Consider the following 17200-nt stretch of genomic DNA (forward strand, 5'->3'; position numbering starts at 1 on the left):
TTTAGCTGCGACTATTCGAAATTAAGAAGGATGCGGCCGGTGCGCTGTCCGGCGACCCATTTGGGCTGAGATGACGGGCCGATAAGGTCAGTCGTGTTGACCTTGTTGCGGACGGGAGGAATCACCTCCATGATTGCGATGCCTGTCTTTGGAAGTTCATAGAGGATGTGGTCACGTCCGTCACGTGGTTCATAGACACCGACATAGCTTTCAGGAGTCTCGTTGACGATGCTGATAGTTCCATCCTGAGTCTTGATGTCCATCCAATCGACATTTGCAAAATAACCCTTGAATTCCGGATATGTGAAACTTTCGGCAGGGATGGGGTCGTTATAGTCATTCTCCCATACACCATACTGCGGACCGTGGAGACGGTTTTGCCATACGCGATAAGGACCGTCGCCTACCCAACGCTTGCTGATGACCTTATTTTCAGGAAAGTCAAACTTTACACCCATAAGGTCAATGACACCGTTGAAATTATAGGCGAAGTCAAGTGCCGCGCTGCCGTCGGGAGCGATCGTCCACTTGGCGTTGTCGAAGTTTCCGAGTTTATAGTCGGCGGTCACGACAACATCATTGCCAATCTTCTCGGCCTTAATGCCGGTGAACTGGCCGGCGTCATCAAATTCTGTATATTGGGTTTTCTTCTTCTCGGCTTCCTTATCGTCATGATTGTAGAAACCGTCCATCGAGCGGTCAGAACGTTTTGCCACGATCACACGTGGACCGTCGGTCAGTTCGATGCGACGTCCGTTGACATCGACCCCCATGAGTCGGCCATTCTTCTTGCTGAAATGATATGTACGACCATTGGCGCTGACTATTAGCTCATCGGCTGTCTCGTTCCAAGAAGGAGCGACACCTGATTTAACCGTCTGAGCGGCCTTTGCCTTACCCTCCACCGGGTGAGACCATGTGAAGAGGTCTTCGCCATTGTTATCGGTTACAGTAAGTTCGAGCGCATCAGTTTCAGGTTTAAGAGCGGGAATTTTTACCGATCCGTTGCTACGGGCAGGTATATCCGGGAATGCAACCTTGCCTTCAGCTACAACCCGCGCATCGCCCTTTGTTCCGGCAGCAGGCATGGCAAGCTGACGCCATGTGAGCGAACAATCCCTGAGGTTGGTGAAGTCATAGCGGTTCTCAACGTTGAGCACTCCGTCAAAATCGGGAGTAAACGTATCGTTCATTATCTGGATAGGGTTCCAGACCTCCTTGACTGTCCAGTAGCTACCCTCCTTCTCGTGGTGAGGACCGACGATGCCGTCCGCACCATAGTTTCCGCAGTTGTCGATAAAGCCGTCCATGTCCACTCGCTTGACTCCCTCGTCGGCCAGAACCCAGAGGAAACCACCGGCACAGCGCGGATAATTGCGCATCATTTCCCAATAGTCATAGAGACCTGCACCGTGACCGCCGTCATAGAGGCCGTGGAGAAATTCGGTAGGCATGAAGATTTCGGGAAGACGCATGTAGTTCTGGCTTTCACCATACGAACGGTAGTGCATGGTCTCGAATCCGCCGAAATTGCCCTGCGGATGAAGCACCGGGCGCTTCTGCGGGTCATATTTGTGGAATTCACCGTTGAGTTCGTCGTTCCAGCCCTTTTCGTTGCCGTTACTCCACCAGATGATTGAAGGATGGTTGACATCGCGTTCCACCATCTCCTTGACAAGCTTCTGACCGTTGATGGTCTCATGCTTGCCGTGCCAGCCTGTAAGCTCATCCATCACATAAAGGCCGAGCGAGTCACAGATTTCATAGAACTCAGGGTCTGCAGGATAGTGTGACAGACGGACGGCGTTCATATTCATAGACTTGATAAGCTTCACATCTTCCAGATTCATCTGTCGGCTGAGAGTACGGCCGCTTTCAGGACGGAAGCTGTGACGGTTGACACCACGGATGTTGATTTTCTTACCGTTGATATAAAGACCGTCGCTTTCACGGACCTCGATTGTACGGAAGCCGAATTTCTTGTTTTCCTTGTGCAATACTTTGCCTGAAGCGTCGGCAAGTGTAAATTCAGCCTTATAAAGTTCAGGGGTTTCCGCGCTCCAAGTCTTGGGGGTATCGACCTTTACCTCAACCTGAGTGTCGCCCGCACCGGGACGCAGCGCTGTCACCGACTCTCCTACCTTCTTTCCATTTCTATCGGTAATGACAGTTGTTATTTTTCCACCCTCGACAGGCATGCTCAAAGTGCAGTCAGCCGTAAATTTTCCATCGGCCTTAGCGTCAATGGCTATATGCTTGAGATTGAGAGCCGGACGCGCCTGCATGAAAACAGGACGCCAGATTCCACCGAAATTCCAGTAGTCGGCACGACGTTCGGCAAGATTGACACCAGCATTCTCGCTCTCTTTTTCGACCGTCACCTCAATGCGGTTTTTCTTCTTCGGGCCGAAGAACACACGGTCGCTCACGTCATAGATGAAACGATAGAAACCGCCTTGATGCTTCGAGCCGGCCTTACGTCCGTTGATAAGCACATAGGTGTCGGTCATTGCCGCTTCAAACACGAGTTCAATCTGCTTGCCGCGCCACGACTCCGGAAGTTCGAATTCATATTTATAAATACCTTTTTCGTCGGCAACCCCTTCGGGGAAAGCTTTGCCGTAAAATTTCATTCCATACTGATATGTGCCGAATCCCTGCAATTCCCAGCACGACGGCACTCCGATTTTAGACCATTTGCCTGAATTGTTACCGTCGGTACACATGAAGTCCCATTCGACCATATCGTCTGCACCAGTTCCTGAAAGGTACTGACGCTCGGTGTTGACAGACTGTCCCATCAGCGTCATACCTGCAAACAATGAGCAGATAGTTACTACAGATTTTTTCATTGTATCGTTAGATTTATTTTCATTAGACTGTGTTTCGGATTGTATATTATGTCAATTCAACGGAGTAAAACGTACTTTCAGTGTATGTGCTCCATGAGGAATGGCATATTTCTTCAACACACCCGGGCCGCAACTGCTGTTGCCAAGCCCCATCACGGCTGCATCAAGATTTAGATAGGTTTTACCGCTATTTGTCAAATCGCAATCGTGAGAAACCGCATAGATGTCACTGACAGAGTAAGGAAGTGCCGATGCTGAAATTGTCGAACCTATGGAATTGACCCTAAGACCTCGTCCGGCCTTGTCGGTTATCGAAATTTCAGCTACCGATTCCAGATTTCCTGAATCCTGCGGACGCGGATAGTGGACATATTGGTCGCCGACCTTACCCTTCCATCTGCCTATCGAAGAGGCTTCAAGACGGTCGGGATAATTTTCTGTCGGGCCATAGCCATACCATTCGACATTATCGAATGTCTTATCGGCAACAAACACACTTCCAAGACGAGGAAGTTCCGGCAGATTCCCTTCCGGCGTATATGTCTGGGCGAGATCTATTGTCCCGTCAGGATATACCGTATAGTCGCTCTTGACATCTATCGAACCATCGGCGTAAGAGTATTTCTGAGTTGAAGTAACGATTACTGTTCCATTCGCCTCACGACTGTCAAAAGACACACATTTCACGCTCGGTGAATCAATCTTGTTCTTTGTCCAGTCCTTTGCCAGCCAATTGCCGAAACTCTTGTCGTTGTCGGTCGGGGCACGGAAGGCTTGGAAATAGGAATCTTCAATTATTTTCTTACCATTATACGTGAGAGCCACGAGATTTCCTGAGCTGCGGTCCCATTCAGCCGAGAATTTTTTGCCTGCGACTTCGAACATTCCTGCGGACTCGGTTACGTCAAGACCCTTTCCTGATTTCGGTTGAACATTGCCGCTTCCAAGGAGATTTTCATGAAGCGCAAGCTGACGGCTGACAATTTCATGGCCGGCAGAAGCCCAGTCTGTGTCATGACGAAGTGTGACACAGACATTGAGACGCAAATCGGCATTGTCGGCCACTTTAAGTTTTTTCAGATTGACTGTCACATCACCGCTCTTGCCCGGTGCGAGCGAGGGAAGAGTGAGAGCCATTGGTTTACCGGCCACCCCGTCGACAACAGGTGTCCACGTGCATTCATAGCCCGAAAGGTCGACATGGTGGTTGCGGTTTATGAATTCAATTACAGCATCGCCTGTTGCAGCGTCGTATGATTTGAGTCTGACAGCAACGGGGCTGTAGACTGTCTTGACCTCATAATATTTCGGATTGAGCGAACGGTCGGCAAACACCACACCGTTCATGCAGAAAGCTTTCAGATTTGGCTTGTCGCCGAAATCACCGCCGTATGACATTTCTGTCTTCCCGTCAGGACGGACACGGCTGATTCCTTGGTTAACCCAATCCCAGATGAATCCACCGGCCATACGCGGATTACTGTAGATTTCATCCCAATATTCTCCGAAATTGCCCATAGCATTACCCATAGCATGAGCATATTCGCTCGTAAGCACAGGACGATTGTCGTTTGTGCGCTGCGCGATTGACAGCAGACGTTCCCATCGTGCATTTTCGGCTCGCTCTTTATCGTCGCCCTCTTTTATACCGGGGTTGAGATACTCATCCATCACGCGCGGATAAAATCGGCTGATAATATCGACTGTGGCAGGATCTGGATTTCCATCTACACCCTGAGCGCCCTCGTAGTGAACCGGACGTGTGGGATCAAAATCATGAAGCCACGCCGAGATAGCAGCGAAATTAGGCCCGTAACCGCTTTCGTTGCCCATGCTCCAGAACACGACTGAAGGATGGTTCTTGTCGCGCTCGGCCATTCTTACAGCCCTGTCAAGGAAAGCCGCATGCCAGTCGGGAGTGCTGGCGAGAGTCCCTCGCAATCCGTGTTCTTCTATGTCGGCCTCATCCATGACGTAGAGTCCGAGCGAGTCGCAAAGTTCATACCATCGTGGAGTATTCGGATAGTGGCTCGTACGCACGGCATTCACATTGGCCTGCTTCATGAGCTTGATATCCTTTATCATAAGTTCGTCGGTCATAACGCGGGCGGTCTTCGGATCGTGCTCGTGGCGGTTCACACCACGGAAACGAATCGGCCTACCGTTGACCAGCACTTGCCCGTCCTTGACCTCAACGCTCCGGAAGCCGACCTTGCAGTCAGCACGCTCAATGACCTTCCCGTCAGCGTCGCATAATTCGAGTTCGAGATTATAAAGCACCGGGGTTTCAGCAGTCCAGAGATTCGGAAGACGTACAAGACTTGAGATTCGTCCCATCTTGCGCGGGCCGCGTTGCGGATACCATTCGTTCATCACCGAAGCCTTGTGGTCAAGGTCAAGGATTTCATTGATGACAACTGTAGTGTCGACAACCGGGGCAAGATTCTTTTGACCGAGCTTTACATGAAGCTTATAGTCAGTCCCGCGCTCACCGTCGTAGACCGAAAATTGCGGGTCGAGCTGAAAGACAAAGTTACGGTAATGCTCGTCGGGAAGTGTGCGCACTGCAAAATCCCGCAATCTTACATCGGGTGTATGGAAAAGCGTCACATCGCGATGTATTCCGGCAAAACGCCAGAAATCCTGATCTTCGAGATATGAACCGTCACTATACTTATAGACTTCGACTGCGATTTCGTTATTTCCGGCATGAAGATAGGGAGTCACATTGAATTCCGACGGTTCCATGCTTCCCTGCGAATAACCGACGCGCTTACCGTTGATCCAAACATAGAACGCGCTCATCGCGCCGTCGAAGCGCAGGAACGTCTGCCCGTCTTTCAGCCATGTTGCCGGAACTTCAAACGTGCGGCGGTATTGACCTGTAGGATTGCGTTCGACATATGCCGTATAGTTCTCCTTAGGAGTGTCCGTCACGAAAGGAGGATTGATTTTGAACGTATATCCGGCGGAGGCATATATAGGCGTACCATAACCGTTGACCTCCCAGACGGCGGGGACAGCAAGCTGCTTCCACGACGAGTCGTCGAAGCCGGTCTTTTCAAAACCGTCTACCCTGCCCTCAGGCGTAGGCGACCAATGGAAACGCCATTCGCCATTAAGCGTCATGGCTCTGTCTCCCTTGGTGTCGCCGTAGGGAATGAACGCCGCACGGGCAGGTTCGCGGTTGATCTGCAATATGTGGTGGTTCTCCCAGTCATGAGCCGGACGGGTGTCGGCCATTGCTGTGGCCGATGCCATCAGAAGGAGAGCGCCTGTCAGTTTTATCTGCATTCTTTTTTGTCTTACTGTATTTCCAATGAATCGAAAGCCACTCCGCTGAGATTAGGGGCGGAAACTATCACTTTATATGTTCCGGCATTGATATATCCGCCGGTAGTGGTGCTCAGCATACGCCATTTTTCCGGTGTATCGGGAAGATTTATGGTGTCATCCTTCAGCACAGCACCGTTGGGAGCAATAAGCTTGAGGTTGACGGCCACAGGCTGCTTGTTGGTGTTCATGAACTTGAATCGAAGCGCATAGACCTGCGCGAGACCTGTCGAGATAGTCCATTCAATGCTGCCTTTGCCCGAGAAGAACACACCGTTCTGCTTCTTAAATTCCTTGACCTGATATTTGCCTTCACACTTTGCATCCTCGGCCTCGTATGTCACAGCAGCACGGGCATTTTCATCTTTTGGAAGCATCTCGGCCGGCATTTTCTCAATCACATCCTTGTCGGCAGCCTTCCAGCTCCAGTCTGAAGCCTGAAGAGTGACCGGGACGTTGACTGTCTGGTCAAGCGTCGCAACTGCAATAGCCGACAAGACAGCCTGACCTGCCTTGACCTCCGGGAAATCGATTGTCAGTTTTCCGCCTTTCACATTGCAGTCAACCACCTTTTTCAGCAGCCTGTCATGACCGGCCTCGGCCCAGATGTCGAGATCGTCAATCACGGTTGAGTCATTGACAGCAACGTCGAAGATACGGAGGCCCTCGCAGTCAGTGCCTTCTCCACCGCCTGTCCCGTGCCAAGGTTCGATGAAATAGAGTTCCACTCGATAGTGGCCGTCAGGCAACGGCAGTTTGTACGATAGTTTGTGGCGGCCGAAACGGAAGCTTTGCAAAAGCTCCCAGTCGTTTGTTCCGGCAATGTGGTCGTAGGTGACACGCTGGCTTGCAAGATAGGGAGACAAGCCCTTGAAATCCTGCGCCCACGAACGTGAATAAGTCGTATCGTCGGCAAGCCAGTTCTGACCGAATTCGTCAGTATACCCGTCTCCGCCGCAGTTGATGCGATATACATAATTATATCCTTCCGCACCTTTCAATGCTGTCGAACCGGGCGAACGGAGCGACGCGAAACCGGGAGCGACCTCAAGATTATCAAGTACAATCACATCCTCAGCCACTTTTTCACCATTGTGATAACCTACTGCGCGGAGCACGTTGCAACGCACATCTACATTTTCCCAACGGTGATGAGTGCCGATGCCACCCTTTGAGCGAGCCCCGAGATAATTAGCGTCGAGCGCATCGTTATACAACAGGACTGAATCACAGTTGCTGTAGACATCGATAGTCGCCTTGCGGGGCGATTTGAAACGGTCGGGCCAAGTATGTGACGCAATGTAGACAAACGGATCAGTCGCCGCATCCACATAGTTTGCCTTATACATATAATATACGTCGGACGGTTCTTCCCACGGGCTGACGAGTCCCTTGTAGTTAAACGGACCAACCTTGTCAATCTTCCTGTATGCTTCGTCCGGCTGACGGCGACCGGGATTGTCATGACTGCTGAAAATCCACTGATAGTGACCGCTGACACTGTCGCGCGCCTGTTCGGCCAGACGGATTTTAGTCTCCATAAGCTGTGTCATACGCTCCTCGCTCCACGGACCGTTAGGCTCAAACGCACCCGGTTCGGTGTGGAAGCCAAGAGTACGCCATGCACCATACTCGCCATTGAGAAGCTGGTTCGGACGCGCAAGTTCCTCGTTATACTTGAAGACATCGCCGCCATACGTACCGCTCCAATTCTGAATCACATTCCAGTCCGTACCCTCACCGCCGTTGCAGGTGGTAATCACACGCATGTCGCGTGCCATCGGATCCATTTCGCGTATAATGTCGGCACACTCCTGTGCGAAATCGCGCGGAAGAGTGCTTTCATTCTGCAGCCCCCACATCACTACCGAAGGTGAGTTTCTGCGTTCCTTGACCCATTGGCGAAGCAACTTTTTGAAATTCTCACGGAATTCCGGGGTGTCATACCATATATGTGCTGAGAACTGAGGCCAGAAGAGTATGCCTTCCTTGTCCCAATACTCCTGATAGCGAAGATTGTGAGGCTGATGTGCATCGCGCACAGAGTTGAAGCCGGCATTCTTGATCTGCTTGACACGCGCCTCAATCTGTTCGTCGGAGAAGGCATGCGAAGCGCCAAACTGGTGCTCATATTCACAGACTCCGTTGATAAATACAGGCTTGCCGTTGATAAAGAAGCGCCCGTCGCCGTCATTTCGCTTGACAGGCCACGAGAAACTGAGGATACCGTAGGGAGTGGTCACCTCTTCGGTTGTCTTGCCGTTGCGCTTGACCATTGTGGCGAGTTTATAGAGATACGGGCTGTCGGGACTCCAAAGACTCGGATTCTCAATGGCTGAAGCCTGTTTCACGACTTTGCTTTCACCCGGGGCAAGTGTCATTTTGTCGGTAAGACGGAATATCTGACGGCCATCAGCATTGCTGAATTTGCTTATGAAATCAAATTCGGCCGACTTCGAGCCATAGTTTTTCAATTCGGTCTCGATAAACACCGAGTCACACGCGGCATTGTTCCAGATGTGGACACCGAAAGGTTCGACACGCACTTCGTCGGTAATCTCAACCTCTACGGGTCGGAAAATGCCGAGAGGCTGCGAGCCCTCGCTGAAACCCCACTCAGACGAGCAACCGCCACATACCCAAGGCATGTCGGCAATCATCTCGGGATGCTCCGCTATGACTTCGAGTGTGTTCTTGCCGTCAAAATTCAGATAGTCGGTCACATCAAACGTAAGCGATGTGCGTCCCGAAGGATGGCGGCCGAAATCATGACCGTTGAGTTTTATACCGGCATAAGTCCCCACTCCCTCAAAGTTGATGAAGTAGCGCTTGCCGTCGACACGCCCGGCCATGTCGAACACCTTGACATAACCTGCATTGCCGTGGAGATTGCCGTGGGTCAGCTGGCGATAGCCATAGTAATCATCCCAGTTGTGGGGCACATCGACTGTCTTTGCAGAATCCTTGTCATCGTTGAGCCATGTTGTCCAGCCCTTGTTGAGACTGATGTGACCGCGACGGCCGGTGGCCGGACGTTCGGGGAAACGGACTGCCGAGCGACCCATCGGTTTGCTTGTAGCCACTGCGATGCCACGCTGATCCGCATTGTTGACAGCACAATAGAAATGATACACCACTCCGTCATGCTTCACAAGGTAGCTCTTGTGGGCAAACAGTTCGTCGAACTGCTTGGTCGGATAAATCAGATCATCCCCTTCCCAGTCATCCCATGTAACAAGATCATAGCTGCATGCGAAAGTATTGAAAGCCTTATAGGGACGCGACGGGTTGAAAGCGGAGAAATAGAACATCACATAGACGTCGCCCATCTTGACAATCTGTGCGTCGCCTGTGATTGTGCCTTGCGCCTCGTGTGTGAACACAGGATTCCCGGCATAACGACGCCATTTTGTCATGTTGTCAGACAAAGCTATTCCGATACGCTCACCCTTCATGCCGGTTTCGGGATTGACACCTCCGGCATTGTAATACATGATGAAACGCGAACCGAGTGTCTTGTGCGGATCTTCATAGACCGTGCTTTTATATTCAGTAAGAGCTTCCCACCACTGCACGTCCTTATCGTTTATCGATAGAATCGGACGGTCGAGCGTATTCCATTCATGAGCAGTGGCCGGACTTCCCTTGGTCCATGCCAGACCTACAGCAAGCGGAGCATTGACGGCTTCATAGCCCGTCCCCTCGCCTCCGATGTAGGTCATCCAGCATTTTCCTTTGTAACGGTTGATATTGTAGCTGCCACCCCACTCCATGTCTATCAGACCGGGGAAGCCACCACGCTGATTGCGGTCCCAGCCTGTGTCTGAATAGGCCAGAATGCGTCCGAGTGTCTTCCATTCGAGCAAATTATCGCTCTCGGCAATCCATGTTTCATATCCACGACCGTCCTGTCCGCTACGTCCGTTGTAAACAACATACGTCATGTACCACTTCTCTCCTTCGCGGAACACTGTCGGACAGTCGATTTTATGATTATTGTCGGTCGGAGCTACGACAAGTCCGTACTTATATGGAGTGCGTGCCTCGCGATACACGTCGGCCATACGCTCCTGACTGACATGGCGCTGAGCGCTTATGCCCGACCAGCAAGCGATGGCTGCGGTGATTATTAAAAACAGTCGTTTCATGTATGGGGATTGAGTTTCAATTATCCGTATTATTAATGTTAATAGAACAGCCAGTCCATAGCCTCGTCAGCGCCTGCGAGAGCGACATTTCTCGGACTGATTTTGTCGGATGTCATACCGAGAACAAGCGCATAGCCCTTCGGAAGATTCAGCGAATGGCTGCCGGCCTCGAAATTATAGGCATGCACATTGGCCAAAGGCATCTTGTCGAGATGGATGGCATTGGTAAGCACAGGTTCTGCCTGACCATATTCGTTTGCAGTTGCGTCGGTTTCAAGTTTTGGAGCCTTGGCATACTTTTTCTGGTCATCCTTGAAATATGCAACGAGAAGTTTCACCGGCTCTGCACACTCGAAATCAATAGTAGTTCCTTCCTTGCGCTGCACGTCTCCGTTGACGGTGAAGGCTGTCAGACCCTTTAGCTCAGGAGCAAGCCCGACAATCTTTGCTTCAGGCATGTTTGCGAGCAGCACCGCACCTTCATCGAGGCGTGTGCGGTTCCACTGACCCTTAAACTTGACAGCAGCATTATTCAGTGATTTTATGGCAACATCTTCTGTTGAAATCTTGCCGGCGGCCTTGTCTTTAAGCATGGCTATGTTATTCTTGAAATTCTCAAGCTCAGCCTGATAGTGGACAAGCAGCTCGCCCCAAGTCTTGTTCTTTCCATCGTCTCCGGCAATAGGAATACGGCGCATGGTCGTCTGCATACTGTTGGCATACAGATAAGTTCCTTCTGTCAGACCTACCAGTTTTTTGTAGTGTTCGAGACTTTCCTCAAGCAGAGGCACAGCCTCATCAAGATACTTCAAATCCTTTGTCCACTGATAGTTCAGAACCTGCTGCGCAGCCTTTACCTTACGGTCAAAGAAGTATGCGAAGGTGCGGTAGCAGTTCATATCGTTGACAAGACGCTCGAATTCGGCGCTGTTCGACTTGACCTTGCCCACTGTTTCGATGGCAGCGACAGCCTTGTCGCCATGTTCGACACATTCCGCAGTGATGTCAAGAGGAAGTTCACCGACATGAGCCTCACCCTTGTGCTCACGCTCTACAAATTCAATCAGTTTCTCGCCTTCCGGTCCACAGCTTTCATAGAAACCGGGATAGATGGTGTATTTGTAAGGATTGACAAGCTGGCTCATAAACATTCCGAGCAGAAGTGTCTGGCGGTTACCCTCCGTGATGCCGAAACGGCGAAGCAGTTTTGGTGCGATTTCACCCGACTCCTCGAATGCAGTGCGGATTGCCCCGCCCTTGTCGTCACTGAGACCGTAAGTGCGGGCAAAACGGTGATTCCAATACTTGATTTCATCTTCACGGTCACGACGGCAGTTCCAAGCATAGCGTCCCCAGCCTTCATACCACGTACTGTCGCGCACGAGCTGAAGCTGACGCTCGCCTCCTGCTATGCTGTCGGCCGAATAAGGCCAGTCCCAGTAAGATGCCTGAGGATAGAGATGGAGTGCGTTCGCTCCATGTACATCGTGCATGGCAGTCACGGCTTTCTGAGTGAAATCGGGCGAACTCCAGCGCCACGGTTCAAGATTGGCAAGAATATGGACATTGCTGATATGCACACTTCCGAGTGAGCTAAGGCCGCGATGGATTTCTGTCCACGGTCCGCGAGGCTCGTATGTGGTGAGCGACTCTCCGTTATACTTGTGCATGGTGTAGAGATTCTTATAGAGCGGAAGCGCAGCATCCATAACGGCCTTGCAGTCTGTGTCGTGGGCACGGAGAAGTACCGGCGGCTCGTCATCACGGCCGAGTTTGGCAAGACCGTCCTTGACTCCGGGAATAATAGTCTTTGTAAACCATTCAACATCATCCTCGTAGGTATCCATAGCCTCGCCAAGACACACGAGCAGACCGACATTGGGATATTTTTCAATAAAAGCGGCCACGCTCTTGCGCGTATAGTCGCTCACGAGAGGAGTGATGGGACGGTTGCGGTCCTGAGTCTTCATGCCGTAGTGTTCGGCGAAAGGCTTTGAAAGCAAAATGTTGTAGAACATCTGAATCACGAATATACCGCGCTTGTCGGCTTCAGCTGTCAGAAATGAGAACATCTCTTCATTTTTCTTAAACGTCTCGTCATCGACCTCTACAGCAAACGGATAGTCCTCAAGCTTTACAAGAGAGGCAAACGGGTGACCGTTCCATAGATATAGTGAGTTCATGCGGTTGGCCACCAGCATGTCAAGATACTTTACCCACAGCTCCTTGTCATAGAACCACGGAAAATTCTCCGGAGTATAGGGATATTCGTAGACACTGCGCCCGGGAAGCAGGTAAGGTTTCTGCACACCGACACAAGCACCGCGAAGCACCATTTCGGGGGCATCCGTGAATTCAGCAGGCAGATTGTCAAGATTGCCGTCCATTTCCAGACGGTCGGCGAGTTCACGGCAACCGTAGATCACGCCTGACCCGTCATTTCCCTTGACATCAATAATATTGTCTGCCGAGCTGATTGTGAATCCCTCTTTCGGTCCTACACTGTCAGTAGCCTCCGACAGACGGATTATTTTGTCACCTTCAGCCGCTTCACTGACATCAATGACACGGTAGCCCTTGCCTTCAAGCACTCCTGTCAGATGTTCGGCAGCAAACTTAACACGGTTTGAGGCATCATCGGGATATTGCAGGGCTATATTTTCGCGACCGGCGCAACTCCAGACCATAGTGGCTACCAATGCCACAAATACATGTCTCAGCAATCTCTTCATCCTATTTCCTTATATTTAATTGTGATTTCCTTATCTGTATCTATATAGAGACGATAGCTTTTATCGCCCGTCTTCTCGACTGTGCCGTAATCAGACTTAGGCTGCGATTTCGACTTGATGTTGATATATCCCTTCCCTTCGGTAGCCTTCACCTTGATTTCCTTGTCGTTGACATAGAGAGTGATTTCTCCGTTAGGAGTCGGAACTGTACCCTCCATCCATTTCAGTCCGCCAAGATCCGGTGTGATTGAAAATTCCTTGTAGCCGGGTTCGAGCGGCTTGACACCGAGATAGTATTTGCCTATGAGATAAATCGGACTTGCACCCCATGCGTGACAGAGGCTCTTGCCGAACGGACGTCCGTACATGGCAAGATGCTGTGTTCCCGAATCAGATGGATTATATTTTTCCCAGAAAGAAGTCGCACCCTCGCGGAGCATTCCTCCCCAATAATCCTTCATTTCCTTGAGCACCTGTTTCTGAAGTCCTTGGTCACAGAGCGATTCAAGTTCATAGAAACGCATATAAGGAGTGGTGATTGCCGGAACTTCAGGATTGAGCATCACGTTTTCCATCACCGATTTTGTAGTCGGCTCGTTAAAGTAGCCGTAGTTTATGGCAAACATGTTGGCGAATTTATTGACCTGTTCGCTCTTCTTACCATTCTCGACATTATGGACAAGTGCCTGACGCTCCTCATCCCAGAATGTCGGGAGAAGTTTGTCACGTAGCTCCTTTGCAAGACGGCCATATTTCACTGCATCAGCCGAGTCACCGACAATATCCGCACAGAGTTTCATCGTTTCAAGGCTCTTACAGAACAACACCTGCTCGAATGAAAGTGCGCCCTGTTTGCTCATAGGAAAATCAGCCCAATCGACAAATACCCAGTCGCCAGTCATGCCCTCAAGCATTCCGTCCTTGTTGGTACGGCCGAGAACATAATCCATGAGACTCTGCATCTTGGGATAGATTTCCTTGACAAACTCCTTGTCACCGGTATAGAGATAGTAGTCATAGATACCGTTGAACCAATAGAGCGTATAGTCCATGATGGTGTTGATGTGAGCGGTAACTGGGTCTTTTCCACGCAGCAGACGGGTCGTGCGCTTCACCGTAGGGCTGTCGAAGAAGAGATAGTAGTTCATGAGGTAACTCTGAACCGCATCACCGCTCCATACCCAACGGTCGCGCTTGATACCGTCGATAAAAAACTCACGTGTAGTCAGGTGCATAGTATAGGCACCGACATCCCAGATTTTATTCAGTTCGGGATCGCTGCATTTGAACTTGCCGCGATATTCCACAGGCGCATACTCATAAAGCATAGCCGCATCTCCAAAGTTCACTCCGGCTTCAGGAGCTACATAGACATAGCGGAACGCCTTGGTGTTGTCAAGCGTGTAGTCGCCCTCGTTCTTACGGACAGCGTTAGTTGCAAGGTCTGTGACCTTATCGCCGTCAAACAAGATTTTGTCAAGCGTTTCGCAATGTTCGAGGTCAAGAGCTTCTTCGGGGCTTTCACCATAATATATATTCACCACACCGTCACCGACAGGCTGTTTCAGCACTATACGACCGAAAGTTTCCTTTCCGAAATCATAAAGTCTGCCTCCATCAGCGGTTTTCTGCTCCACTGCGACATAGTTCTTCGGCTCAAGGTTGAGACTGTAGGCCGACGGCGGATTATTCATGTCGTCGAAGTCCCAGTATCCGGCCAAGGCATAGACCGTAGCCGAAGTGTCGCTTGCCTTACCGCTCTCGTCAATCCACTCCTTGTCCTCGTTGGTGACCTTCCATGTCGGATCAGAGTTGACCGTCTTGCCTTTGACATAGATTGCGGGAGGAGTCGACTGATTCCACACCTTTATATTAAGCTTATGCTTTCCGGCCGGAATAAGGAATGTCGATGGCTGTCCGAACTGAAGCTTACCGTCAAGTTTCACGTTGTATTTTCCTTCTGCCTTGATGACAATCTCCTCGGCTTCGGACAAATCGAGATCTTTACTGAACTCGACAGTAACAAAATGGCTGTCCGTCTTCCAGAACGGAGGAAAGAACGCCCCTCGTTCGGTGCGGTTGTTGTTCATTCGGTTTCCAAGCCATATCTCGTAATCGCCGGGATACCATATCCATGTCTGAGCCGAAGCGGCAAGGCCGAAAGCCGCTGCGGCAAGGAGGGTAGACACTCTCTTTTTCATTTATGCTTAATGTGATTTAAGGTGCTACGGTTTATAGCAACCTGTGTGATGATGGATGATATTTAAGTGTTAAAACGTTGGTGAGGAGGATTCGCGTCAGAGCGATTTCAGATATAGGAAGTCTTTTGTCAGGCCGGCGTTCTGACGAATTGATTCGTCTACATTCGGGCCGTTGTTTTCCCATACATTACCCGGGCCGTTGGCATTCTGGAGATACTTTTCTCCCTCAGTCCAGTTATCCTTGACGTTGATGAACGACGAGCCCTCGTCAGTGTAAAGATAGAACCAATGGTTTGGATCATGTGCATAGCCGGGGACATAGATGTCACGCACACAGTTTTCAGTTACCCAGCTGTGAGGCTGAGAACCAAGGGTATATACACCTGCCACGTCATACATGTGCTTGGCGTAGTGGTGGATAAGATTAGCATGCACCCGGTTGTTGCGCATGCAGTTGACGGTGCGCGTCCATCCCCAGCCGAGATTGATGCCGCTATATGACACATCGTTGATTTCATTGTGCTCGATGTTGATTCCTTTGACATATCCTGCACAGATGCCGAGAGTGCCCCAATCCTCATTGGTCACATCAGTTATGAGATTGTTAGCAATCGTAAGATCGGCACATACCTCACGTCCGTCAGCCGGATCGTATGGCAAATGGGTTTCATGGGAAGCAGGGCTGAAACTGCCGACAACGATTCCATTTCCGGCGATGTCGCGGAACAGGCATCCCTCAATCAGTCCTCCTTCGGTTCCCCACTCGTAGTCAAGACCTGAAGAACCGAGATGTTCGAAACGGCATTTTAGGAAATCGACATCATTCGCTCCCTTTACCGTCACGGCAGCCTCGGGGCGGCCAAGCCATCCCTGATTGTCAAGTTTATGGTTCTGCGGACGCTCCATTTTAGGATTTATCTTGTAGCCGTCGGTCATATACATGCCGGCCTGGAGAGGGACATGCCCTTTAAGCGACGGACGCATCCATGTGGTGTATTCAAAACCGATATTTTCGATTCTGACATTTTCCACTCTGCGGTCAAGAGTTCCTTCGATATTCATAAGCGTCTCCACTGCAGGGACAACGGCTTCAGCCACCGTCTCTCCGGGAAGAGGATAATAATACAGTTTACGTGTATCGATGTCATGATACCATTCACCCGGCACATCAAGCAGTTCTTTGGCATTGGTGAGGTAGAAAGCTGAATTGTGTCCGTCGGTAGTCACCATAGGGCGTGGCCACGGATGTTCAAACTGAATCCGGCTTTCAGGATTGTGAAATCTCACAGCGGCGCTGTCGCCTTGGATATCAATTGATTTAATACGCAGATTGGCTACACACCACATTTCGTGAAGCACCATTTCCGCGTATGGCGACTTTACAATTTTCTTTACCGCTTCAGCAGGCACCCAGAGCACTTCGTTTGCAGGGTCGTTGTTCAGAATACGATACATCTTTTCAAAATCCTCGACATCGCGGGCCCGCACGGCCTTCTTTCCGTTGACATAGAGCTGACGGAAATCGAGCGGACGGCCGTTGAACTGAGGGACATCGGCCACAAGCAGTTTGCCTTGACGCTTCCAGCCATCAATCTTAACACCACCGCTCAGCCATGCGCCGCCCTCGGAGGTGATTACAGTCGGCGACGACGGAGTACCGCTGTCCTCAGGACGGATGAACACCGGCTCATATACATCGTAGACACCCGAAGCCATATGAATAGAGATTCCAGACCCCACTCCTTCGACTGCCTGCCGGCGCATTTCGCGAGCCTGACGCAGTGCGGAAGTCAAAGTCGCCTTCGGTGAGTTTTTGCTTCCGTCGTTGGCATCGTTACCGTTAGGCGACACATAGACATCGGCCGCTGAAAGTGAGAATGCAGTGAGGACAAGCCCCACTGCCATTATTTTTTTTCTCATGATGTTGATTCGAA

Annotated in this window: 6 protein-coding genes; all 6 read right to left on the reverse strand. The window is 50.7% G+C overall.

Going from position 1 to position 17200, the window contains the following annotated elements:
* Positions 1-11: 11 nt before the first annotated feature.
* Positions 12-2852: a glycoside hydrolase family 2 TIM barrel-domain containing protein gene (locus E7747_RS00435; protein WP_136413379.1), complete on the reverse strand. Its 2841-nt coding sequence runs from the start codon at positions 2850-2852 to the stop codon at positions 12-14.
* A gap of 51 nt (positions 2853-2903) precedes the next feature.
* Positions 2904-6146 (reverse strand): glycoside hydrolase family 2 TIM barrel-domain containing protein, encoded by a 3243-nt coding sequence (locus tag E7747_RS00440; protein ID WP_455550226.1) that lies wholly within the window; start codon positions 6144-6146, stop codon positions 2904-2906.
* Between the two features lie 11 nt (positions 6147-6157).
* Positions 6158-10333: a beta-d-glucuronidase/beta-L-arabinofuranosidase gene (locus E7747_RS00445; RefSeq protein ID WP_136413381.1), complete on the reverse strand. Its 4176-nt coding sequence runs from the start codon at positions 10331-10333 to the stop codon at positions 6158-6160.
* A 38-nt stretch (positions 10334-10371) separates the two neighbouring features.
* Positions 10372-13065: an alpha-d-galacturonidase gene (locus E7747_RS00450; protein WP_136413383.1), complete on the reverse strand. Its 2694-nt coding sequence runs from the start codon at positions 13063-13065 to the stop codon at positions 10372-10374.
* Complete coding sequence (locus tag E7747_RS00455; protein ID WP_136413385.1) at positions 13062-15266, reverse strand: alpha-L-rhamnosidase-related protein; 2205 nt, start codon at positions 15264-15266, stop codon at positions 13062-13064. The genes E7747_RS00450 and E7747_RS00455 overlap by 4 nt, the downstream gene beginning before the upstream one ends.
* 96 nt (positions 15267-15362) lie before the next feature.
* Positions 15363-17186, reverse strand: a complete 1824-nt coding sequence (locus E7747_RS00460; protein WP_136413387.1) for a right-handed parallel beta-helix repeat-containing protein — start codon at positions 17184-17186, stop codon at positions 15363-15365.
* Positions 17187-17200: the final 14 nt, after the last annotated feature.

Origin of the sequence: Duncaniella dubosii (genome assembly GCF_004803915.1) — a bacterium.
In the GTDB taxonomy this organism is placed as follows: domain Bacteria; phylum Bacteroidota; class Bacteroidia; order Bacteroidales; family Muribaculaceae; genus Duncaniella; species Duncaniella dubosii.